At 68.7% G+C, this 21,136-nt stretch carries 23 protein-coding genes; 14 read left to right on the top strand and 9 right to left on the bottom strand.

Features of this window, described 5'->3' with window-relative positions:
* Positions 1-76: 76 nt before the first annotated feature.
* The 4 genes from AB0878_RS47320 to AB0878_RS47305 form a co-directional block, all read right to left on the bottom strand.
* A complete protein-coding gene (locus AB0878_RS47320; protein ID WP_366589722.1) occupies positions 77-1,465 on the bottom strand; it encodes a protease pro-enzyme activation domain-containing protein in 1,389 nt (462 codons plus the stop codon).
* 101 nt (positions 1,466-1,566) lie between these two features.
* Positions 1,567-1,920, bottom strand: coding sequence for an Lrp/AsnC family transcriptional regulator (locus AB0878_RS47315; RefSeq protein ID WP_366589719.1), 354 nt, complete (start codon positions 1,918-1,920; stop codon positions 1,567-1,569).
* Between the two features lie 62 nt (positions 1,921-1,982).
* Positions 1,983-2,819, bottom strand: coding sequence for an alpha/beta hydrolase (locus AB0878_RS47310; RefSeq protein ID WP_366589717.1), 837 nt, complete (start codon positions 2,817-2,819; stop codon positions 1,983-1,985).
* A gap of 101 nt (positions 2,820-2,920) precedes the next feature.
* On the bottom strand, positions 2,921-3,649 hold the full coding sequence (locus tag AB0878_RS47305) for a hypothetical protein (RefSeq protein WP_366589714.1): 729 nt from the start codon (positions 3,647-3,649) through the stop codon (positions 2,921-2,923).
* A gap of 27 nt (positions 3,650-3,676) precedes the next feature.
* On the opposite strand from AB0878_RS47305, the gene AB0878_RS47300 reads away from it, so the two are divergent.
* On the top strand, positions 3,677-4,336 hold the full coding sequence (locus tag AB0878_RS47300) for a maleylpyruvate isomerase N-terminal domain-containing protein (RefSeq protein ID WP_366589732.1): 660 nt from the start codon (positions 3,677-3,679) through the stop codon (positions 4,334-4,336).
* A 362-nt stretch (positions 4,337-4,698) separates the two neighbouring features.
* Here AB0878_RS47300 and AB0878_RS47295 read toward each other — a convergent pair whose 3' ends face one another.
* Complete coding sequence (locus AB0878_RS47295) at positions 4,699-5,547, bottom strand: patatin-like phospholipase family protein (protein WP_366589711.1); 849 nt, start codon at positions 5,545-5,547, stop codon at positions 4,699-4,701.
* Entirely contained in the window at positions 5,544-6,551 is a 1,008-nt protein-coding gene (locus tag AB0878_RS47290; RefSeq protein ID WP_366589708.1) for a zinc-dependent alcohol dehydrogenase family protein, read from the bottom strand. The genes AB0878_RS47295 and AB0878_RS47290 overlap by 4 nt, the downstream gene beginning before the upstream one ends.
* A gap of 161 nt (positions 6,552-6,712) precedes the next feature.
* Here AB0878_RS47290 and AB0878_RS47285 point away from each other — a divergent pair, with 161 nt between their 5' ends.
* The 6 genes from AB0878_RS47285 to AB0878_RS47260 all read left to right on the top strand — a co-directional run bounded on the left by AB0878_RS47285 (position 6,713) and on the right by AB0878_RS47260 (position 11,873).
* Positions 6,713-7,300 carry a TetR/AcrR family transcriptional regulator gene (locus tag AB0878_RS47285; RefSeq protein WP_366589706.1) on the top strand — a complete coding sequence of 196 codons (588 nt, stop codon included), beginning with the start codon at positions 6,713-6,715 and terminating at the stop codon, positions 7,298-7,300.
* Between the two features lie 324 nt (positions 7,301-7,624).
* Entirely contained in the window at positions 7,625-8,533 is a 909-nt protein-coding gene (locus AB0878_RS47280; RefSeq protein WP_366589704.1) for an MBL fold metallo-hydrolase, read from the top strand.
* 43 nt (positions 8,534-8,576) lie between these two features.
* A complete protein-coding gene (locus AB0878_RS47275; RefSeq protein WP_366589702.1) occupies positions 8,577-9,344 on the top strand; it encodes an SDR family oxidoreductase in 768 nt (255 codons plus the stop codon).
* 72 nt (positions 9,345-9,416) lie between these two features.
* Complete coding sequence (locus AB0878_RS47270; RefSeq protein ID WP_366589699.1) at positions 9,417-10,298, top strand: NmrA family NAD(P)-binding protein; 882 nt, start codon at positions 9,417-9,419, stop codon at positions 10,296-10,298.
* 34 nt (positions 10,299-10,332) lie between these two features.
* The gene (locus AB0878_RS47265) at positions 10,333-11,286 is read left to right on the top strand and encodes an alpha/beta hydrolase (RefSeq protein ID WP_366589730.1); all 954 of its coding nucleotides are present in this window, start codon (positions 10,333-10,335) and stop codon (positions 11,284-11,286) included.
* 119 nt (positions 11,287-11,405) lie between these two features.
* Complete coding sequence (locus tag AB0878_RS47260) at positions 11,406-11,873, top strand: CGNR zinc finger domain-containing protein (RefSeq protein WP_366589728.1); 468 nt, start codon at positions 11,406-11,408, stop codon at positions 11,871-11,873.
* A 386-nt stretch (positions 11,874-12,259) separates the two neighbouring features.
* Here AB0878_RS47260 and AB0878_RS47255 read toward each other — a convergent pair whose 3' ends face one another.
* The 3 genes from AB0878_RS47255 to AB0878_RS47245 all read right to left on the bottom strand — a co-directional run bounded on the left by AB0878_RS47255 (position 12,260) and on the right by AB0878_RS47245 (position 13,431).
* A complete protein-coding gene (locus tag AB0878_RS47255; RefSeq protein WP_366589696.1) occupies positions 12,260-12,439 on the bottom strand; it encodes a hypothetical protein in 180 nt (59 codons plus the stop codon).
* A complete protein-coding gene (locus AB0878_RS47250; protein ID WP_366589694.1) occupies positions 12,432-12,749 on the bottom strand; it encodes a hypothetical protein in 318 nt (105 codons plus the stop codon). Before AB0878_RS47250 ends, AB0878_RS47255 begins: the two co-directional genes overlap by 8 nt.
* Before the next feature lie 370 nt (positions 12,750-13,119).
* Positions 13,120-13,431, bottom strand: coding sequence for an LLM class flavin-dependent oxidoreductase (locus AB0878_RS47245; RefSeq protein ID WP_366589692.1), 312 nt, complete (start codon positions 13,429-13,431; stop codon positions 13,120-13,122).
* Between the two features lie 273 nt (positions 13,432-13,704).
* On the opposite strand from AB0878_RS47245, the gene AB0878_RS47240 reads away from it, so the two are divergent.
* From AB0878_RS47240 to AB0878_RS47210, 7 genes are all read left to right on the top strand, one after another.
* On the top strand, positions 13,705-14,703 hold the full coding sequence (locus AB0878_RS47240) for an LLM class flavin-dependent oxidoreductase (protein ID WP_366589690.1): 999 nt from the start codon (positions 13,705-13,707) through the stop codon (positions 14,701-14,703).
* Between the two features lie 30 nt (positions 14,704-14,733).
* Positions 14,734-15,432 carry an NADPH-dependent F420 reductase gene (npdG, locus tag AB0878_RS47235; RefSeq protein ID WP_366589687.1) on the top strand — a complete coding sequence of 233 codons (699 nt, stop codon included), beginning with the start codon at positions 14,734-14,736 and terminating at the stop codon, positions 15,430-15,432.
* Between the two features lie 94 nt (positions 15,433-15,526).
* The gene (locus tag AB0878_RS47230; RefSeq protein WP_366589684.1) at positions 15,527-17,260 is read left to right on the top strand and encodes a long-chain-fatty-acid--CoA ligase; all 1,734 of its coding nucleotides are present in this window, start codon (positions 15,527-15,529) and stop codon (positions 17,258-17,260) included.
* Positions 17,257-18,651, top strand: coding sequence for an MFS transporter (locus AB0878_RS47225; protein WP_366589682.1), 1,395 nt, complete (start codon positions 17,257-17,259; stop codon positions 18,649-18,651). The genes AB0878_RS47230 and AB0878_RS47225 overlap by 4 nt, the downstream gene beginning before the upstream one ends.
* 164 nt (positions 18,652-18,815) lie before the next feature.
* Positions 18,816-19,298 (top strand): helix-turn-helix domain-containing protein, encoded by a 483-nt coding sequence (locus tag AB0878_RS47220; RefSeq protein ID WP_366589680.1) that lies wholly within the window; start codon positions 18,816-18,818, stop codon positions 19,296-19,298.
* A gap of 192 nt (positions 19,299-19,490) precedes the next feature.
* Positions 19,491-19,991 (top strand): SRPBCC family protein, encoded by a 501-nt coding sequence (locus AB0878_RS47215; protein WP_366589677.1) that lies wholly within the window; start codon positions 19,491-19,493, stop codon positions 19,989-19,991.
* Complete coding sequence (locus tag AB0878_RS47210) at positions 19,991-21,034, top strand: LLM class flavin-dependent oxidoreductase (protein WP_366589675.1); 1,044 nt, start codon at positions 19,991-19,993, stop codon at positions 21,032-21,034. Before AB0878_RS47215 ends, AB0878_RS47210 begins: the two co-directional genes overlap by 1 nt.
* Positions 21,035-21,136 lie beyond the last annotated feature (102 nt).

Raw genomic sequence — 21,136 nt, 5'->3', positions numbered from 1 at the left:
GTCCGGAATCGCGAACCTTCACAACATCCTTATGGACGTCTGACCGCAACACTAGCCCCACTAACCACAACACCAGTTACGAGACATCCCTTAGGCCTGCGTAGAAGTCCGCATCCACAGCCACGTCCGGGACCACTCGGTCCTCCTTGGACAGTGTCGCCGGAACCACGCCGTGCTGGTACGGAGGCTGGTTGAACAGGGCAGTGCGGCCCCCTCCGGCACCGCCGTCGAAGGAGCCGGGAGGCGGAGTGGTCCAGGCCTTGCCGTCGGCCGAAGCGTCGGTTTTGCTGGTGCCCCAGCCGGTTTCGAAGAGGTAGTTGCTGTTCTTGTCGACTTCCAGCGTCGTCCCGCCCACGGCGGTCACCCACGGATCCGACGCGGGGTACTCCGTCTGCGGGGCGCGGGTGCCTCCGGCGGAATCGTCGCCCTTGTCGCCCGAGCTATAGTAGAGGCCGATGCCCTCGATTGCGGACTGCTGGAACGTCTGGTCCCAGGCCGCGATCATCGCCGGAGAGACGTTCGAGTCGAGCGTGGTCCAGGAGGTCGACACCACGTCGACCGCCCGGTCGTCGACCAGCCGATCGAGGCCGTCGAGCAGGGAGATCATGGTGGCCTGGGGATCGGTTTTGTCGGTGGCGCAAGCAGCGGCCGAGTAGACCACGCCAGCGTCCGGTGCCATGCCGTGCGTGATGGTGACGTCCATTTCACGCTCGATTCCCCAGGTCGGCTCGTCGCACACAGTGGACTGGCCGGTGGGGTAGCGCTGGGCGAACTGGCCGGGCGCGAGGGCTTTGTCGCCGAACGCGGTGGCGTCGGCGTTGACGGATTTCTCGAGCTGGGGGTCCGTGCCGATGCCCACGACACCGATCCTGGTGCCTTTGCCGGTGAGACCGGAATGCGTGACACCGTAGGCTTTGCGCAGCTGTGAAGGCAGGTAACCGCACGACGTCGCGGGGAGCTCGGTTCGTCCGTACGCCTCCGGCAGGGACTTCACGAACGCCTCGCCGTAGTAGTGGGAACAGGCGGTTGCCGGAGCGTCCGTTTCAGCGTCGTCCGCCTGCTGTGTGGGCGAGCCGTTTCCCGCTGTCGGCACCACGGCGATCACGTGGCGCGGTGCCGCCTTCGCCCACGCGGCGACTTGGGCGGGCGACGCGGTGAATGCGACGTAGTGAGACATCGTCCCGGTCACGGTGGCTCCCGCCGCCCGCAACTCGTTCTGCACTTCGGCGGTCTGCGTGGGAGTCGGGCCGAACTCGTGCCAGAACTGCTGGGCTGACAGGAAATGCCGGTACGCGGGGCCGGCCGGATCGGACACCGCCTTGGCGAGAGCTTCCATTCCCTGTGGATCCTGTCCCGAAAGATAGGCCCGAGCGGTGATCTGCGGTGGCGCCGCTGTCGCCGGGGCTGGCCCCGCCGCAAGGAGGGGAACCGCGGCGAGAACGGCGAACCACCTGGAGGATGTCATGCCTATTACCGTAGGACGCGGATGTCAGCGTCCTGTCAGAGAAGTGTTTTCCCCGCATCGTTGACTTCCGGCCGGGTGCTGAGCTTGCCCCGGATGAAGGCCTACAGGTCGTCGGTGCCGGTGCCGGTGCCGGCGACGTGAATCAGGAAGTCCCAGCCACCGGTGGTCACGAACATGTTCAGCGTCTCCGGCAGCTGGATCGCCCACTCGCGGAAGCCGGCGATGACCTTGCGTGAAGGCGGCGGATGCGGACGGAGACCATCGCGTGCACGGTCCGGCCGACCGCTTGGAGAATCACGTTGTGCGTGGTAGCCCGAGATCACGCCTGAGTCGCGCAGGGCGCGAACCCGCACCAGCGCCGTTGACGAACCGGGCGAATGGTCTTCATCGAGGTCGTGCTGGGCAAACACGACCTTCCCCGTCTGCTTGCTGAATTGGCGAATGCGGTCGCCCATCGCAATGGATGAGGGGCAGACCGGTTTGCCGTGCTCCGGGCTTCCGGTCGGGAGTCCGCGAATCACCGTGTGGTCGCGTCGGCGGCAGCCACGATGATGTCGGTGACCTTATCAGGGTGCGAAACGTACACGTCGTGCGCGGCGCCCCGCACTACGACGGTGTGGGCGTGGGCGCGTTCGGCCATCCATTCCTGCGCGGCCAACGGGATGCTGTTGTCAGCGGTCGGGATCAGGTCCCACACCGGGATGTTCTTCCACGCGGGCGCGCCCGATACCTCGTTCACAGCGGTCGCCGTCACCGGCCGCTGGCCGGCGGCCATCTGACGAGCCTGTGGCAGAGGGATGTCGGCGGCGAAGAGTTCCGGGAAGAGGTCCTGCTTCACATAGAGGTCGGTCTCGCCGCCGGGGAGGGCGACCTGTTGCAGCGACGCGCTGAGGGTACTGCCCGGGAACTTCTTCGTGATGTCGAGCGCGTTCTCCCCTTGGTCGGGCAGGAAGCTGGCGATGTAGACCAGTGCCTGCACCTTGGGGTCGTTCAGCGCGGCGTCAGTGATCACGGACCCGCCGTAGGAGTGTGCGGCCAGCACGACCGATCCGTCGACGCTGTCGACCAAAGCCTTGATGTAGGCGCCATCGAACGCGACGCCGCGCAGTGGGGTTGCGGCGGCGATCACGTTGTAGCCACGCTGCTCGAGCCGCGTGATCTCACCGTTCCAGCTGGACGTGTCGGCGAACGCGCCGTGCACCAGCACGATCGTCGGCTTCGCCTTCGCCTTCGCCTGCGCATGATGCTCCACCTGCTGCGGTGCCGCCGACGATGGCACGGCGGCGAAAACGGCGACGGCGGCCAGCGCTGTTGTGGCGGCGGTGATCCGGGCGAGGTGAGTACGTGTGCGCATTTCTTGCTCCTGGGGAAGTTCGGACTTCGTTCGGCCTGAACGCGACTTGCAAACTGGTTGAGCGCCGGTGTCCGGCCGTCAGGCTAGGCGGACGAGGCGTCCTAGTGCTTGAGCCGGCGACTGCCCTGGTGCCAGTCCTCCTGCTTGCCGACCTGCGACTCGTCGAGGCCGTAGACCCGCAGCTGCGGGCGCTCGCGCATGCTGCGCTTCAACTCGGCGAAGCCGCCGAATCGCGCCAGCCCGAGCACGTTGTCCCACAGCTGCACGGCCTCCTCGTCGCCGGGCAGGCGGCTGATCACGGGGCCGAAGAACGCGACGCCGTCGGGTGGGTCGATGTGCAGGATCGGGGTGCCGACGTCCTTTCCGGTCAGCGCGCGGGCGGCGTCGGTTTCGGCACGGATCTCCGTGTCCCACGACTCGTCGAACAGCGCACCGGCGAACTCGACCGGCAGGCCGGCGTGCTTCAGCACCCGCTCCATGTGCTCGGGGTGCCCCAGCGTGGCGGTGCGCTCGGCGTCGTCGCGCCAGGGCGGGATGTCGAAGATGTGCGCGCCGAACGACCGTTGCAACGGAGCGAGGGCTTCCGAGCCCAGTTGTTCGCGGACACGGGCAGCGACGCGGAGCATCCGCAGCCCGGCGTTGTGGCTTTCCTCGTACGTGGGCGGGAAGTGCGCGCTGTAGGCGACGTGCGAGTTGATCATGCGCAACGAGATGAGCCGCCACTCGACCCGGTAGTCGCGCGCGGCGATCACCTTCCGGATCCACTTGCTGGTCATCCAGGCGAACTGGCACACCGGATCGAAGTAGAAGTGGAGATCGGCTTCGGGCACCGCAGGCACCTCCGTCTGCTGTTGGCGATGATCACGCCTCCGATACTATGTCGTCTGACATACATATCAAGCCCAGTCGGCAAACGGAGTGCCTCGATGCCCTTTCGGCCCAGCCCTGATGCCCGGACCGCGGTCCATCGTCTGCGGCCGGATGCCGGGTACTACCTCGACAAACTGGCCGAACACGGCCCTGTCTTGGTGGTTGCGGCCCAGCGGGCTGCCCCCCCCCGGGACCGCGTCCCGTTCTGTCCTGATTGGACACGCGACGACCTCGTCACGCACACCACCAGCGTGTACCGCTGGGTCGAGCTGATCGTCCGAGGTGCACGGAGCAGGCCACCGGCCCTGCCTGAGCCGGAGCCGGATTCCCTCACCGATCGCGTCGAGGCGCTGACTGCGGCTCACCATGACGTGCTCGAGGCCCTTCGCACCGCGTCGGCAGACCTGGACTGCTGGACGATGTGGCCTGCCGGTGAGTCTCGGCTGTATTGGGCCCGGCGGATGGTGCACGAGACCGTCGTCCACGCCGTGGACGCGCGCAATGCTGGCCGGGGCAGCCGCGAGACCGGCGACGACCTCGAGCAGGCCCTTGCTGCAGGCGGTGTCGACGAGATGGTCACCGGGTTCGCACAGCGATACGCCACCACGTTGCGCTCCACAGTCCCCACGTCACTCGGCCTGACCTGATCGGGCACCGGATCGCGATGGTGGGTGCGGATCGGACCGGACGCACCGGAGTTCGGCCGCGGACCCGCCACAGTGGACACCGAGTGACCGCCCGGCCGGGCGAACTGCTCCTGCTGCTCTGGAACCGGCGTGACGCCACGGGCCTGGACGTGCGGGGAGATGGACGCGCGCTGGACGTCTGGGCCTGCGAGGCGCACCTCTGATTCGGTGCCGCCGACCGCCATCAGTGGTGCGGCTTCCCCCTTCGAAGGTCGAGGCGCTGGAAGTCCACTCCGGACACCGTGGGGCTGCCCGAACCCGGCCGGGAGAAGATCCGGGGCCGGGTGTTGCATCCGGTGTCCGAAGTGGACTCGCAACGATTCCTAGTGTTTGTTCCACCAGTTCCCGAGATCTTCGGCGACGTTGCGCCCCTGCTGTGCGCCGGCCTCCGTGGCCGCGTCGATGAAGTGTGGGTCCAGCAGATCCGTGGGCTTCTCGTAGTAGGGGTCGGAGACGAGAACCCGCGCGTCGTACCCGCGTTCGGTGAGCACGGACTTCTCGCGGGCGAGGTCGTCCGACGGCCGGCACGCCACGATCAGCACCTTGCCCCGGCCACGGATCGGGTCGTCTTCTGCCTCGGCCAGCAGGTCGGCGTTGGTGGCTGAGCGCACTCCGCCGTCGACCCAGACGGTGCCGGTCACCTCGACGGCCGGGGCGACGCCCGGAGCGGCGGTGGAGCACGCGATGCCGACCGCCACCGGGATGTGGTCTTCGGCCGACCACGCGTGTGCCTGCCCGGTTCTGACGTTCACTGCCGCCATCGCCAGATTGCGCGGCCACGATCCCTTGGGTGCGCCCGGTTTCCACAGTTCTTCGGCCTCGCCCGCCGACAGCGGCGACTCCGCTTCGACCGCGGCCCGGGCAATGGTCAACATCGAAGGCGCGCCGGCATCGGACTTCTTGGTCATGAGGCTCGTCAGCTTCTCGCGGTCGCTGCGACCGTTCGCTGCGCGGGCGGCGTGCCAGGCAGCCCGTTCGCGCATCCGGTCGGGCAGCTGGGTGAGGCCTTCCGGGCGCATCGTCAGCCAGGAGCCGACGATCGCGCCGGCCGAGGTGCCCAGGACGACGTCGGCATCGGCGGCCGCGAACCCCCCTGCGCCGAGGGCGACGAGCAGCACCGCCTCCCACGACGCACCAACGGGTCCTCCGCCACCCAGAACCAGAGCTTTCACCGGGAAACACCCGGGCCGACGGCGATCACGATCTTGCCGACCTGGTCGTTGCCCTCCAGGTACCGGTGCGCGTCGGCGAACTTCTCCAGCGGGAACACCTTGTCGATGACCGGCACGAGGTCGCCGTCGATGATGCCTTTGCGCACGTAGTCGACGGCGGGGGCCAGGCGGCCGGGGTCCGCCGCGAGTTCGGCGACGCCGAAACCGCGGATGGTGAGCCGCTTGAGCAGCACGTCCATCACGTTCACCGTGGCCGGGCTGAAGTCGAGCACGCCGTAGACGACGAGGACCGCGTCCTGGGCGGCGGCCTCGATCAGGGTGGCCAGGGTGGCGCCGCCGACCGGGTCGAAGACGACGCGCGCGCCGCGGCCTTCGGTCAGGTCCCGGATGCGGGCGGCGACGTCCTCCTCGGCGGTGGCGATGACCTCGTCGGCTCCGGCGGCCAGGAGCTGCTGCCGCTTCGCGCTGGTGCGGGTCAGGGCCACGGCTTTCGCGCCGGCCCGCCGCGCGATCTGGATGGCCGCGAGACCGACGCTGCTCGACGCGGCCGAGATCACCACGGTGTCGCCGGGGCGGGTGTTCGCGAACTCCACCAGACCGCCGTACGCGGTGATGTACTGCATCCACGTCGAGGCCGCCTGCTCGAAGGAAAGCTCTTCGGGATGCGCCACGACGGCGTGGACGGGTGCGAGAACCGCTTCACCGTGCATCGGGTAGTCGAGCAGGTTGAAGTTCGGCACCACACTCACGGCCTGGCCGACGCGGAGCTCGCCGACCCCGTCGCCGACGGCCGCGATCACCCCCGCGACCTCGAAACCCATTCCGGCGGGCACGACCGGGGCGACGCTGTACAACCCTTGGCGGAACAGCGAATCCGCGCGGTTGAGCCCCCACGCGCGGGCGTGGATCAGGACCTCGCCGGCACCCGGCTTCGGCTCGGGCACGTCGTCGAGTCGCAGTACCTCAGGACCGCCGATCTCGTGGAAGCGGACAGCACGGCTCATGGTTACTCCTCGGGAAACTGGGATGGACCGGATCCGACCGGTGCGAACGCCCTCGGGGACGGCGGCTCCGGAATGGCGACCGTATTATGTCGCTTGACATAGAACTGAGAGCGACTATATATGTCGGTCGACATACAGGCAACCGGGGTACACTCGACGGCATGGTCAGACGGTCGGACACCAAGCAGCGCATGGTCGGGGCCGCCCGTCAGCTCATCCGCGAACACGGCTACCACTCCATGGCGTTGTCCGACGTCGTCGAGCGCAGCGCCTCGCCCCGCGGGTCGGTCTACTACCACTTCCCCCAGGGCAAGGTGCAGATGGCCGCCGAGGCGGCCGAGGCGCACACGCGCGAGCAGGTCGACATGATCAACGAGCTCGCCGGCGAGGCTTCGTCGGCCGAGCAGCTGGTCCGCGCCTACGTCGACTCGGCCCAGGAAGGCATGCTGACCAGCGGTTACGGCCGTGGGTGCACCATCGCGCCCCTGGTGCTCGAGGTCGGTGAGGACTCGGAGGAGCTCGGCGCCGCCAGCCGGCGGGCGTTCATCCTCATGACCGAGACGCTGGCGCTGCGGCTCACGGTGCTCGGCGCCGATGCCGCCGCCGCGCGGGAGCTGGCGCACGCCACCGTGGCGGGGGTCGAAGGCGCGATGGTGACCTCGCGCGCGCTGCGCAGCCCTGAGCCGTTCGACGCGATCCGCGAGACCGTCGCAGCCCGGGCGTGCGCGCTCACCGCCGTCGGCGACTGATCTCCCGAGCCGCCTGGATCACCCGACCGATACACTCAAATTATGTCGGTCAGTATATATATGTGATAGCGTCGGTTCAGGGCCTGCTCGCCGCGACGTGTCACCCAACCGCCGCGACTGCAGCGCCGCGCTGCGAACGGGAGATCCAGACATGTCTTCAATCGGTCTCGCCCGCGGCCTTAATCGCCGTGTCCACACTGGACTGATCGGTCACGTCCAGCCGGAGCCTCTCGGCGAGGGGGAGGCCGGCCAGGCTGTCGGGATTGCGGGCGGTGCCGATGACTCGGCCCTGCGGCCGTCCAACCACAGCGGGAAGGAAATTCCATGACCGACAAGACCACCTCGACTTCCTTCGGCGACGTCGAAATCACCCGCGTGCACGAGTGGACCGATCACCTGTTCTCCCGGCCCGACCTCCTGCCGGACTCCGCCCGCCAGGAGTGGGAAGCGGAGAAGGACTGGCTCGAGCCCGTCTTCTGGTCGGCGGAGTCGGAAGACGCTTGGCTGACCTCGCAGAGCTTCCTCGTACGCAGTGGCGGCCGGACCATCCTGGTCGACACCGGGATCGGCAACGGAAAACCGCGCCCGGGTGTGCCGCCGTTCGACCACCTCGACACCGGCTACCTCACCAACCTCGCCGCGCTCGGCGTGCGGCCGCAGGACGTGGACCTGGTGGTGTGCACGCACCTGCACCCCGACCACATCGGGTGGAACACCACGCTGGAGGACGGGGTGTGGCGCCCGACGTTCCCCCACGCGACGCACTTGCTGCCGAAGGCCGACTTCGACCTGTTGTCCGGCCTGGCGAAGAGCGGCGACGCACCCGACCCGCTCGGGTACGTGACCGGGTTCCTCGACAGCATCGCGCCCGTCGTGGAGCACGCCGAAACGCAGCTGTGGGACGGCGAAGACCATGTGATCGACGAAGCCCTCCGGCTCGTCGCGGTGCCGGGGCACTCGCCGGGGGCGGCCGCCGTCACGATCTCCTCGGGCGGTGACCACGCGCTGCTCGCGGGCGATCTCGTGCACCACCCGATGCAGATCCTCGACCCGAGGCAGCGCAACGCCCTCGACGCCGATGCCGCGACCGCCGAGCAGTCGCGGATCCGGATGCTCGGCTGGGCGGCTGAGCACTCCGCACCCGTCTTCGGCGGTCATTTCCCCGGCGGCCGCGGCGCGCGGATCAGCGCGGCCGGCGGCGCGTTCCGCATCGACTCCTGGACGACCGTCTGAGGGACGCACCGAGTGAACCCTTTCAACACCAAGGAGAACCACGATGTCGTCTGTCCTCATCACCGGCGCGTCGAGAGGTATCGGCCGCGCCATCGCGATCGAGCTGGCCGGTCGCGGCCACCGCGTGATCGCCACCGCGCGCCGTCCGGAGACGCTCGCCGATCTGCCGGTGGACCAGCGGCTGCGCCTCGACGTCACCGATCAGGACAGCGTCGACGCGGCGCTGCGCGAAGCCGGTGAGGTCGACGTCCTGGTGAGCAACGCCGGCGCGACCGTGCGCGTGCCGCTGGAGAGTGCGCCGCCCGACGAGGTGGAGCGGCTCTTCCGGCTCAACACGCTGGGGCCGCTGCGGGTGGCGCAGGGCGTGCTGCCGGCCATGCGCGCGCGGGGATCGGGGCGGCTCGTGTTCGTCTCGAGCATCCAGGGGCGGCTGGTGCTGCCGTTGGTCGGTCCCTACGGCGCGACGAAGTGGGCGCTGGAGGCGCTCGCCGAAACCCTGGCCATCGAGGCCGGCCACTTCGGCGTCAAGGTGAGCATCGTGCAGCCCGGCGTCGTGTCCTCGGGCGACGGCCGGCCTGCCAAGGTGACCTTGCCCGACGGTGATCCGTACACGCCGCTGATCGGCGCGCTGGAGATCCTTCGTGGTGCGGTCGTCACCCGGGAAACGGTGGCGGCCGCGGTCGCCGACACGATCGAGCAAGCCGAACCCCCGCTGCGCGTCCCGGTCGGTGCGCCGGCCTGGGAAGTCCTCGAAGCGCGCAAGTCGGCGCCGGAGGACAAGCCCTTCCTCATGCGCGAGATCGACTGGTAACGCTTTCTCTCCCCGATCACGATTTTCGGCCCTGCGAAAGGTGTTCACGGGGCAGACGACAGGCTTTTCCTGGTGACGGGAGCGACCGGCCGCACCGGGGGAGGGGCGATCAGGCTGCTCCTCGAACGCGGCCACCGTGCCCGCGCGATGGTGCACCGCGAGGACGACCGCTCTCGCGCGCTGGCGGAAGCCGGTGCCGAGGTGGTCGTGGCCGACCTGCACGACCTCGACGGGGTGACCGCCGCGGTGCAGGGGGTCACCAGTGCGTACTTCTGCCACCCGATCCTCCCCGGGCTGGTGGAGGCGACGGTGATCTTCGCCCAGGCGGCGACGGAAGCCGGGGTGCGCTCGGTGGTGAACATGTCGCAGCTGCCCGCCCGCCGAGAGGCAGGCAGCGACGCCGCGCGGCAGCACTGGCTGTGCGAACGCCTGCTGGACCGGACCGACCTGCTGACCACGCACGTCCGGCCCACGTTCTTCGCCGAGTGGCTCACGGTGTCGTGGGAACTGCGTGACGGCGAGGGCTACCTGCGCCTCCCGTTCGGCGAGGGCCGGCACGCGCCGATCGCCTCGGCCGACCAGTCCCACGTGATCGCGGCTCTCCTGGTCGATCCCGAGCCGCACGACCGCGAGGTCTACTCCTTGCACGGACCCGTCGAGATGAACCACCACGACATCGCCGAGGCCATGGCCCGCGAGCTCGGTCACCCGGTGCACTACGAGCCGATCGGCGTCGAGGAGTTCTCAGCGTCGATGCTCGAGCGCGGTCACGACCCGCACCTCGTGCAGCACCTGCGCAACGTCGCGGTCGACTACCAGAACGGCGTCTTCGCCGGCACGAACGACGTCATCGAGCAGATCGGCGGCCGCTCACCGCTTTCCGTCGAAGAGTTCGTGCGGGAGAAGCGCGCGGACTTCGAGGCCAGCGGACCGCGCTTCGTCCCCGCTCCCTGACGGCTCATCCGAGGAGTTCTCCTTGTCGTACGCGGTGGACCCGGAGCCCGCGCCCTGGTTGCCCCGGGTCCCGGACATCGACGTCGGCGATACCCGGAAGGCTCGTGAGACCGAGCGTTCCCTGTTGGCGCGGCGCCCGGCACCGGACCTGGCCGGACTGGCCGTCGAAGATCGCGAGGTGCCCGGCCGGCACGGCGCGCCGCCTGTGCCGGTCCGCGTGTACCGGGCGCGGCGGGGGAGCGGACGCGTGCCAGCGGTTCTGCAGATGCACTCCGGTGGCTTCGTCACCGGTGGCCTGCACACCGAACACGACGGCGCGGCGGCGATCGCCGAATCGCTGGGGGCGGTCGTCGTCTCCGTCGACTACCGGCTCGCGCCCGAGTACCCGCACCCCGCGGCAGTAGTGGACTGTTACGCGGCGCTGTTGTGGCTGGCGGAGACGGCCGAAGGTCTCGGGGTGGACCCGGCGCGGATCGCGGTGTCCGGGCAGAACGCCGGCGGCGGACTGGCGGCGGCCATGGCGCTGCTGGCCCGCGACTGCGGCGGCCCGGCACTGGCGTTCCAGGCACTCGGCATCCCGGAGCTCGACGACCGGCTCGGCACCGAGTCGATGCGGACCTATGCGGACACGCCGGTCTGGCACCGAGGCAACGCTAAGCAGAGCTGGGCCGCCTACCTGGGCGACGAGGCCGGCGGTCCGCTCGTGTCGCTGTATGCCGCACCGGCGCGTGCTACCGACCTGACCCGGCTGCCGCCGGCGTACGTCACGGCGAGCCAGTTCGACCCGTTCCGGGACGAGGCACTGGAGTACGCGCGGCGGCTCGCGCAGGCGAACGTGCCGGTGGAACTGCACTTGTACCCGGGCACGTTCCACGGGTCGACGTTCGTCGCCGGTGCCTCGGTATCGCGCCGAATGACGGCCGACTTGACCGACGCGTTGCGGCGAGCGTTGGCCGATTCGCCGCCGACTTCTGCGCAGTTGTCGTGACGTGGCCGGGGAACTGCCGCTACGCTCTCGCCCCGGCGCCGGGTGGACTCGGCATCGTCCAGGATTTGCTCAACACTGGTGTCGGCCCGCGGGGGAGCCACGGTGACCTCTTGTCGTCGGTGCGCTCGGCTCAGGAGTGGGCGAGTGCGGCGCTTGCGGAGTGGGCGGGCGCTCGCGGTGGCCGCATCCGCCGCGTTCGGCTCAGGGCCGCTGACGTCGAGGAGCTCCGAACGCTCCGCGACCAGCTCGCGGGAGTCGTCGGAGACGAGGGTGGACCGTTGCCGGCCGCGCTGCCCGTTGTCGCCGGGTGGGATTCCGGCGGGCGGCTGGTGCTCGAACCCGTCGGCACCGGGTGGCAGGTCGTCGCGGGCGCAGTGCTGCTCGAAGTCCACCGGGCGCAGCAGCTGGACGAGTGGCGGCGAGTGAAGATTTGTCGTAGCCCGACCTGCCGGGCGGCGTTCTACGACAGGTCGCGCAACAACAGCGCGGTCTGGCACGACGTTCGCGCCTGCGGCAACGCCATCAAACTGCGTGCCTCCCGGGCTCGCGCCGCCGCCCGGGCCGGCCGCGCGGGGCCACGACGGTGACCGCGTTGGGTGGTACCCGAACCCGGAGAGAGCTTCGCTCAGCGCCGGGAGTCGGCGGTGCGGGGAACTCGTGCTCGCTGACTTCGACGCCGACTTCGTGTCCGACGGTGCGGCGTATCGCGGCGGCGACCGGTTCGTCACGTCGGGTGCGGACTCACACGGGAAACCAACGCGCGCCCGCCGTCGTCGGACACGACCGGGGCGCCTGGATAGGGCACCGCTGGGCTTTGGACCGCCCGGAGCGGGTCGAGCGCCTGGCCGTGCTCGACATGGCGCCGAAGCGGGAAATGTGGCGGCGGATGGATTCCGTCCTCGCGAAGGAGAGTTACTGACACGGGGTTCTTCCCTCAGCTGCCGGCGGGCAGCAACACCGTCGCGTGCCCGGGCTATTCCTTCGAACGCTGCACGTTCCAGCGCCAGGGTCTGGCCGCAGAAGGCGTCGACGAGTACGTGGGTTCTCCGCCCCGGGCGCCTTGCGCGTTGGCTTCGACGACTGCCACGTGGCCTTCCTGGACGACGCCGATGCCGGCGACGTCGATTACGCGGCAGGCAAGCCCCTCACGCATCCCGTGCTCGTCCTCTGGGGCCCGGTCGGCCTCCTCGGCAAATTCCCGGGGCGAGGGTCCGCAGCGTTGCCGGGTCCGCCATGCTCGCGCTGATGACGTCGACGACGGTCGTCTCCCAGGCCTGGAGGTCGTGGCGGATCTTGTGCGTGGGCCCGATCAAGGCGACTCCCTCCACCATCCGGGTGCTGACCGCGGCGATCGCCTCGGTCCGATGGCCGTCCAGGTAGAGCCGGGAGATCTTCTCGCACTCCGTCTCGTACCCAAGCCTCGTGAACATGTTGCGGTGGAAGTTCACCTCGGCAGCGCCCATGCCGCCGAATATAGAGCGCCAGCAGCGGACGCAGGCCGTCGGCGGCGCGCTCCACGTCGTCGTCGACGCGCACGTTGACGGTGGCGACGACGGTGAACGATTCGGTGGTGGCGCGCGCGCGGACGACCGAAGCCCTCGACAAGTGCCGCGCGGTAGCACGCGTCGAGCATGGGGCCGAAGAACATCGAGAGCCAGCCGTCCGCGATCTCGGCGAGGGCCACGTTCTTCGGGCCCTGGGCACCGAGGAAAATCGGGATCTCGGACCGCCGCGGCCGAATGTTGGCCCGCAGCGGCTTCCCGAAACCGGTGCCGCCGACCGCGGGAATCCTGAAGTGCTCCGCGTGGAACTCGACCGGACATTCCCGTGCGATCAGCCCTCGACCACCTGCGGCCCGCTCGACCCGAGCCCGAGGATGAACCGGCCGTCGGGCAGGTGGTCCGTGGTCATCGCGGCCATCGCAACCGCGATGGGCGTGCGCGCCGCCATCTGGGTGCACGCAGCGCCCAGCGCCGGTCCGGTCGTTCGCGAACCCAGCCACGCCAGTGATGTCAGGGAGTCCGAGCCGTAGGACTCGGCGGCCCAGATCGAATGCAGGCTTAGCCGATCGGCCTCCCGCGTGCCCTCGTCGAGGAACGGATGTGGTGCCGAACTCCAGTACCCCATATCCCACCCCAGGCGCATGCCATCCTCCTCGAAGGTGATTGATCATTTCGGCCGATTACGCCGACCTGTCTCCGGCAAAGGAGCATGTGGGTAGCTTGATAAAACCACAGGGCGCTCGGGGGGGATAGCCCTGTGACCTGCAAGATCGATTGAAAAATAGCCGCTCCATGACCCTTGCTCCAGTGCGATGACGGAGTCTAGGGTTCTATGTTGAAACTCACTTGATCCTCATGCGTGAGCCCATTCCCCTCGCGCCGGAGGGCACCGAAGCCCACACCGGAAGGAACGTGAATGAAGCTCGGAACTTCACTTCGCTTCATCTTCGCCGCGTCCGAGGAATCCCTTCGCAAGTACCACGAAATCGTCGTCGACCGCGGGGAGTTCAGCGACATCCCGCTGGGCGTCACCGACGTCCGGCTCCAGGCGCGGCAGCTGCTCGAGATCGCGAAGACCGCCGCCGAGTGGAACTACGGTTTCCTGATGGTCGGCGACAGTCACGCCTCGTCGTACGCGAACGCTTTCGCGCCGACTCCGACACTCGCCCGCATGCTCGCCGTCACCGGCGACATGCCAGTCGGCCTGCTCTACCTCGCGCCCTTCCACCACCCCGTGCTGGCCGCGGAGCAGGTAGGCACGCTCGCCGCGTTCGCGCCGGAACCGCTGACGCTCATCGTCGGCAACGGCGACGTGAGCGAGCAGTTCGACGCGTTCAAAATCGCCAAGGGTTCCCGCGGCCGGCGCAGCGAAGAGTTCCTCACCGTCGTTCGCCGGCTCCTGGCCGGGGAGCGGTTCAGCCACGAGGGCGAGTTCTTCCAGTTCGACGACCTGCAGATCAACCCGGTCCCGAGTACCCCGGCGGAGATCTGGGTGGCCGCCATGGCGGGCAAGGCCGTCGAACGGGCGGGACGGCTCGGCGACGCCTGGGAAACGGCCCCCGGCACGTCTCCTGAGGAACTGGAGAAACAGCTCGAGGTCTACAGCCGGATCTGCTCGGAACACGGCCGAGTTCCGAAGGCTGTCCTGCGCCGCGACATCTACGTCGCGGAAACGGACGAGAAGGCGTGGGAGGCGGTCGAACCGGTTGTCGCGGCCGGCTATCGCGGATTCGGCCGCGAACGGGACACCTCACTCGTGGGGTCGGCGGAAACCGTCGTGAAACGACTGGGGTTCTACCGCAAGATCGGATTCGAAACGGTTCTGGTGCGCCACATCGTCGGCGATCACAAGCTGATCCTCGATTCCATGCGCCGCATCGGCGACAGCGTCATCCCGGCGATCGCAGATCTGTGATCGCCGGTTCGGAGCCAACAGGAGGAACGGGTGGAAGAAGAGCGCATCGCCATCATCGGCGGCACCGGCCCGCAGGGCAGGGGACTGGCCTACCGGCTGGCGCGGTCGGGTCGCCGGGTGGTGATCGGGTCGCGTGACGCGGAACGGGCCGAACAGGGAGCCCGGACGGTCAACGAGCGCCTCGCGGGCACGGAATCGGTGGCTTGGGCGGAAAACCGGGAAGCGGCGGCGGGTTCACCGGTCGTCATCCTGGCCGTGCCCTACCGCGGCCACTCCGACCTGGTGCAGTCGCTCGCCGATGCCCTGGCCGGCAAGGTCATCGTGAGCTGCTGTAACCCGCTCGGGTTCGACCGGCGCGGCCCCTTCGGGCTGGACGTACCGGACGGCAGCGCCGCGGAGGAACTGCAGCTGCTCGTACCGGAAGCCCGGGTCGTGGGCGCGTTCCACCACCTGTCGGCGGTGACGCTGTGGAGCGCCAAGGAGGACCTCGCGGACGAGGACGTGTTGATGGTCGGCGACGACGAGCACGCGCTCACCGTCGCGGGCGAGCTGTGCGCGGCGGTCACGGGGAGGCCCGGCGTCGTAGCCGGCCCGCTGCGGCTGGCCCGCCAGCTCGAACCCCTCACCGCCACGTTGATCAGCGTCAACAAGCGTTACCGCACCCAGGCCGGGGTCCGGCTCGTGGGGGTCAACCTGCCCGAGATGGACCAGGACGTGGACATCGCCTGAGCCGGAGTTTCCGATACACCAGGACAACTCGGCTGGGTCGCAGGTGGCGCAGCCGAGGCTCAACCTCGCACAACGAAGTGGAGGTGGTCGGGCCATGAGCGAGCTCATGAGCACGATGCAGGATTTCCCGCTGACTGTGGCGGCGATGCTGCGCCACGGTTACGACGTACACCCCGACAGCCCGGTCGTCAGCGGCTCCGCGGGGCGGGTCGTCCGGGAGACGGACTTCAGGACAGTCGCCGAGAACGCGACACGGCTGGCGACCGCCCTGCGCGGCCTCGGTGTTCGGCCGGGCGACCGGGTCGGCACGTTCTGCTGCAACCACCAGCCCCATCTCGAAGCCTTCTACGGCGTACCGGCGATGGGCGCCGTCCTGCACCTGATCAATTCGCGCCTGTCGGACGAGCAGCTCGTCTACGTGATCGGTGACGCCGAGGACGGCGTGATCATCGTGGACGACGACTTGTTGCCCCGTCTCACCGCGCTGCTCCCGCGACTTCCGTCGGTGCACACACTGGTCGTGGTCGGCGAGGACAGGGGAGAACACGCGGGCTACGACGAACTGCTCGCGAGCGTCGCGGTGCACGACACCTGGCACGAGCCGGACGAGCGGGCGCCGGCCGCGATCTGCTACACGACCGGGACGACAGGACTGCCCAAGGGCGTCGTCTACAGCCACCGCTCGATCTGGTTGCACGCGCTCGCGATCAGTTCCGGCGCCGCGTTCGCGCTTTCCGACCGGCACCGGATCCTGCAGATCACCCCGATGTTCCACGTTAACGGGTGGGGCTTGCCGCACGCGGCCCTGCTTACCGGCGCGGGGATCGTGCTCCCGGGCCGGGACGTGAGCCCCGGAGCGATCACGGCGTTGACCGCCGCGGCGAAGCCGACACTGGCGGTCTCGATTCCGCTCATCTGGGCGCAGGTCAAGGTCTACGCGGAAACGCACCCGGTGGACCTGTCCTCTTTGGACTCCATCGTGTGCGCCGGTTCGCCGGTGGCTCCCGCGCTCATCGACTACTACGAGCGGGTTCACGGCACGAGTCTCTTCCAGGGCTGGGGTATGACCGAGGTCAGCCCGTGGGGCGGGATTTCGCTCCCGGCCGCGCGTGATCTGTCCGATCCGGCGAAACCGTGGCGCGGCTGGTCCGGCCGGTTGCTGCCTGGCGCCGAGATGCGCGTCGTGGGCGAGTTCGGCGACGTCCTCCCTCGCGACGGCGAGTCGGTCGGCGAACTGCAGATGCGCGGGCCGTGGGTCACCGGCTCGTACGTCGGAGGCAAGAGCGGAGACTGCTTCAGCGCTGACGGCTGGCTGCGCACCGGTGACCTGGGTGCGCTCGATCGCCGCGGGTACTTCCGGATCACCGACCGGTCGAAGGACGTCATCAAGTCCGGTGGCGAGTGGATTTCCTCGGTGGCTCTGGAAAACCACCTCGACGCGCACCCAGACGTGCTCGAGTCCGCGGTGATCGGCGTGCCCGACCCGCGCTGGGAGGAACGTCCACTGGCGGTGGTCGTCCTGTGCGAGACGGCCACCGCATCGATGGCCGACCTGCACGGACACCTGTCGGCAGCCGTTCCCCGTTGGTGGCTGCCCGAACGGTGGGTGCTGGCGGAAACGTTGCCACGCACCAGTGTCGGAAAGATCGATAAGAAGCGGCTTCGCGCTGTCGCCGCTTCGGGGGAGCTGCGGATCGAGCACGTGCCGGGCACCGGCCCGGACCGTGCCGCCCGAGCGACGGTTCCGGCGCCCGCTGTCGCAGAGCCGTTCCAGGACAACGAACCCATCGCGACCTCGCGTCAACGAGCAACCGGAGGCCTGTCATGAACTCGAACAACGCCCGCTTCCCCACCGGCTCCACGCCGGGCGATCCGACGATCGGTCCCGCCGAGCTGAGACGAGTGCGGATCGCGACACTGCTCGGCCAATCGACCGAGTGGTACGACTTCTTCCTCTACACCACCGCAGCGGCGCTCGTCTTTCCACGGGTCTTCTTCAGTGCCTCGTTCAGCCCGCTCGCGGCGACGTTGTCTTCGTTCGCGACGATCGCGGTGGGGTTCGTCGCGCGCCCGGTGGGCGGCGCGCTGTTCGGCCATCTGGGTGACCGGTACGGCCGCAAGAAGGCACTGGTCATCGCGCTGGCGCTGATGGCGGTGGCGACCTTCGTCATCGGCTTGCTCCCGGGATTCGCCGCGATCGGCCTCGGCGCGCCCGCGGCGTTGCTGGTCATGCGGGTCAGTCAGGGGCTGGCGCTCGGCGGCCAATGGGGTGGCGCGGTCCTGCTCGCCACCGAGTACGCACCCCGGGGGAAGCGCGGCGCATACGGCGCGTGGGCCCAGCTCGGGCTGCCGTTGGGGCTGATCGTGTCCAGCGCGGCGTTCTTCGTGGTGGCCGGCGTCACTAGTGCGGACGCCTTCTTCTCCTGGGGCTGGCGGGTTCCCTTCCTGCTCGGCGGCGCACTCGTCGTGGTGGCGCTGCTGGTGCAGATGCGGATCGACGACACGCCCGCGTTCCGCCGTGCGGCGAAGCGACGCATCGAAGTGCACCGGTCGCCGGTGCTGCAGGTACTCAGGGAGCACCCCCGGCGCATTGCCGTGACCATCGGCGTCTTCCTGGTCGTGGGCGGGTCGTTCTACGTCTACACGACCGGCACGCTGGCGTACGCCACCCAGGTTCTGAAGATCTCCCGGAACATGATGCTGGTGTCGATCATGATCGGGGCCGTCGCGATGGCCGTGTCGATCGTGATCGCGTCGAGGTTGAGCGACCGGTTCGGCCGGCGCAAGGTGTTCCTCGTCGGCGCGGTCGCGACCATCCTCTGGGCCTTCCCGTACTTCTCGCTGCTCGAATCCGCCGCACCGCCGGTCGTGGCTCTCGCGATCGCCGTCGCGATGTTCACCAACGGCGTGATGTACGGACCGACCGCGGCGCTGTTCTCGGAGCTGTTCCCGGTGTCGGTGCGCTACAGCGGTGCCTCGCTCGGGTACCAGCTGTCGAACGTCGTCGGCGGCTTCGCGCCGCTCGTCATGACCTCGCTGCTGGCGTCCACCGGGACTTCGGCCTCGGTGTCGGCGTACGTGATCGTGATGGGCCTCATCACGATCGGGGCGCTGCTCGCTCTGCGGCCTTCGTGGTCCGGGCAGGGTGATGTCACCGCGGGAGCCGGTGAGCCGGGCCGGGAGGTGCCGGCATCGTCGGCGGGCTACGGCTCGAGCTGATCGTGAAAGCGGGCGCTTCGAGATCCACAGTTCTTTCATCGAACGCGCTAGCGCGAGACGCTGCGGGACATGGATTTCGGAAGTGCTGGCACGGCTATTCGGTCCCGGAGAGCAGCTGTTTCGATCCCCTTCAGTCCAGGTCTCAATCAAGGTACAGTTGCATCATGCGCAGGAAGAGCTTTGCTGATTTCGACTGTTCGATCGCCCAGACGCTCGAGGTCGTCGGCGAGTGGTGGACGTTGCTCATCGTCCGCGACCTGTTCGGGTTCAAAGGGCACAACCGGTTCGAGGAGCTGCAGGAGGATCTGGGTATCTCCCGGAACATCCTCACCGAGCGCCTCGACGGACTGATCCGCAACGGTGTGGTCGAGAAGCGGGCGTATCAGGAGAACCCGCCCCGGTACGAATACCACCTGACCCGCAAGGGCAAGGATCTGTTCCCGATCATCATGTCGCTGCTGAACTGGGGCGACAAGTGGGCGACCGGTCCCGACGGGCCCCCGGTGCTGCTGCACCACACCACCTGCGGCCACGACGCCCGCGCGGTCGAGACGTGCTCGCACTGCGGCGAGCCGTTCACCGGGCGGACCGTCGAAGGGCGCGATGCACCGTACGTCCAGCAGAAGGGGAAGCGGTTCGCCTCCTGAGCCAGCACCCACGCCGGAAGCCGATCCGGGGGCCCGCCATCGCGACGACGCGATGGCGGGCTTTTTTGCGGAGCGGATTGCTGCGTCTAAGGGAAAGTCGCAGAAAACCCAGGATTTCACTGCATTGTGAACACAGCTTATTAGTTCTATAATAAAACTCACTGACAATTCGATCAAGGAGCGGCTCCGATGATGTATGCCGATCTTCCGACCGCCCGGGCCACCGTCGAAATCAACGCCACCCCCGAGGCGGTCTGGGCTCTCGTCAGCGACATCCACCTGATGGTGAAACTCAGCGAAGAGCTGTTGGAACTGACCTGGCTCGACGGTGCCGGCGAACCCGGCGTCGGCAAGAGGTTCCGCGGACGCTGCTTCCACGAAGCGCTGGGCGAGTGGGAATCGACTTCGACGGTGATCGAGTTCGAGCCGAACTCCGCGTTCACGTGGGAGGTCAACGCCGGCCAGGACGTGCGGCCGTCGTCGGTGTGGGGTTTCTCCCTACAGCCGTGCCCGGTAGGCACGGAGCTGAGCCAGTGGGGGCAGATGGGCCCGGGCCGGTCCGGCCTGAACCACGCGATCGACCGTCTCCCGCACAAGGAGGAGAAGATCGTCGCTAACCGGCTCGGGGAGTTCCAGGCGGGGCTGGAGTCGAACCTGCGCCTCATCAAGGAGCTGGCCGAGGGAGCACGCTGATGCGCACGGCGACGACGATCGAAGCGCTGGTCGGTTCGTGGCAGGACAACGTCACGCTCGCCGTGGAAGCGGAAAAGCTCGGCCTGGACATCTGCTGGATCTCGGAGGCCTGGGGTTCGGACGCGCCCTCGCCGCTGGGGTATCTGGCGGCGCGCACGAACCGCATGACCCTCGGCAGCGGCACGATCCAGCTCGCGACGCGCACCCCGACGCTGATCGCGACGACGGCGATGACGCTCGCTGAGCTGTCCGGTGGCCGATTCGTGCTCGGCCTGGGAAGTTCGGGCCCACAGGTCGTGGAGGGCATGCACGGGGTGCCGTTCGACTGGCCGCTGCGCCGTATGCGGGAGACGATCGACATCGTCCGGCAGGTGTTCGCCGGTGGCAAGATCAAGTACGGCGGAGAGGTCTTTACCGTGCCGCGTGCCGGCGGCGAGGGCGTCCCGATGCGCACCTCGCTGCCGGCGAACCCCGACATCCCGATCTACATCGCGGCGTTGATGCCGAAGATGCTGGAGCTCGCCGGTGAAATCGCCGACGGCTGGCTGGGCAGCAGTTTCGTGCCCGAGGGGGCTTCCGCCTACCTCGACGCGCTGAACGCCGGAGCCGCGCGCGTAGGGCGATCGCTCGGCGAAATCGACCTGTGTCAGGGCGCGGAGGTGAACTTCGTCGACGACGAAGGCCAGCTCACCGCGGTCGCCGCGAGGCGCAAGAAAGATCTCGCCTTCAGTCTCGGCGGCATGGGCTCGGCGACCACGAACTTCTACAACAGCGCCTACAGCCGCCAGGGGTGGTCGGAGATCGCGGCCGAGGTCCAGCTGCTCTGGCAGGCCGGGCGGCACGCGGACGCCGCGGCCCTGATCACCGACGACATGATCTTCGCGACCACGCTGATCGGCACCGAGTCCATGGTGCGGGAGCGGCTGGGCGCCTGGCGGGACCGCGGCATCACGACCGTGCGGTTCTACCCGGCGGGGTCGACCGTCGCGGAGAAGCTGGACAACCTCGGCCGCGCCATCGACCTCGCGCACAACCTCTCGTGACCCCGGGCTCACCGGCCGGGCTCGCCGGACTGCTCGGCCGGGCGCGGATGACCGTGGGCACCACCACCTCCCTGACCGGTGACACGCTGGGCAGCTCCGGTG

It is taken from the genome of Amycolatopsis sp. NPDC047767, from assembly GCF_040704195.1.
GTDB lineage: Bacteria > Actinomycetota > Actinomycetes > Mycobacteriales > Pseudonocardiaceae > Amycolatopsis.
Note: the sequence above shows the minus strand (reverse complement) of the source record. Positions and strands in the feature narration are given on the sequence as shown.

What these genes read in the sequence shown, in the direction of transcription:
- AB0878_RS47245 (WP_366589692.1), bottom strand. Translation starts at nt 13,431, where the DNA reads ATGCGCCTGGGGTGGGATATGGGGTACTGGAGTTCGGCACCACATCCG.
- AB0878_RS47315 (WP_366589719.1), bottom strand. Translation starts at nt 1,920, where the DNA reads ATGGGCGACCGCATTCGCCAATTCAGCAAGCAGACGGGGAAGGTCGTG.
- AB0878_RS47240 (WP_366589690.1), top strand. Translation starts at nt 13,705, where the DNA reads ATGAAGCTCGGAACTTCACTTCGCTTCATCTTCGCCGCGTCCGAGGAA.
- AB0878_RS47255 (WP_366589696.1), bottom strand. Translation starts at nt 12,439, where the DNA reads ATGCGTGAGGGGCTTGCCTGCCGCGTAATCGACGTCGCCGGCATCGGC.
- AB0878_RS47225 (WP_366589682.1), top strand. Translation starts at nt 17,257, where the DNA reads ATGAACTCGAACAACGCCCGCTTCCCCACCGGCTCCACGCCGGGCGAT.
- AB0878_RS47320 (WP_366589722.1), bottom strand. Translation starts at nt 1,465, where the DNA reads ATGACATCCTCCAGGTGGTTCGCCGTTCTCGCCGCGGTTCCCCTCCTT.
- AB0878_RS47210 (WP_366589675.1), top strand. Translation starts at nt 19,991, where the DNA reads ATGCGCACGGCGACGACGATCGAAGCGCTGGTCGGTTCGTGGCAGGAC.
- AB0878_RS47275 (WP_366589702.1), top strand. Translation starts at nt 8,577, where the DNA reads ATGTCGTCTGTCCTCATCACCGGCGCGTCGAGAGGTATCGGCCGCGCC.
- AB0878_RS47285 (WP_366589706.1), top strand. Translation starts at nt 6,713, where the DNA reads ATGGTCAGACGGTCGGACACCAAGCAGCGCATGGTCGGGGCCGCCCGT.
- AB0878_RS47220 (WP_366589680.1), top strand. Translation starts at nt 18,816, where the DNA reads ATGCGCAGGAAGAGCTTTGCTGATTTCGACTGTTCGATCGCCCAGACG.
- AB0878_RS47290 (WP_366589708.1), bottom strand. Translation starts at nt 6,551, where the DNA reads ATGAGCCGTGCTGTCCGCTTCCACGAGATCGGCGGTCCTGAGGTACTG.
- AB0878_RS47230 (WP_366589684.1), top strand. Translation starts at nt 15,527, where the DNA reads ATGAGCGAGCTCATGAGCACGATGCAGGATTTCCCGCTGACTGTGGCG.
- AB0878_RS47250 (WP_366589694.1), bottom strand. Translation starts at nt 12,749, where the DNA reads ATGGGCGCTGCCGAGGTGAACTTCCACCGCAACATGTTCACGAGGCTT.
- AB0878_RS47310 (WP_366589717.1), bottom strand. Translation starts at nt 2,819, where the DNA reads ATGCGCACACGTACTCACCTCGCCCGGATCACCGCCGCCACAACAGCG.
- AB0878_RS47215 (WP_366589677.1), top strand. Translation starts at nt 19,491, where the DNA reads ATGTATGCCGATCTTCCGACCGCCCGGGCCACCGTCGAAATCAACGCC.
- AB0878_RS47280 (WP_366589704.1), top strand. Translation starts at nt 7,625, where the DNA reads ATGACCGACAAGACCACCTCGACTTCCTTCGGCGACGTCGAAATCACC.
- AB0878_RS47300 (WP_366589732.1), top strand. Translation starts at nt 3,677, where the DNA reads ATGATCACGCCTCCGATACTATGTCGTCTGACATACATATCAAGCCCA.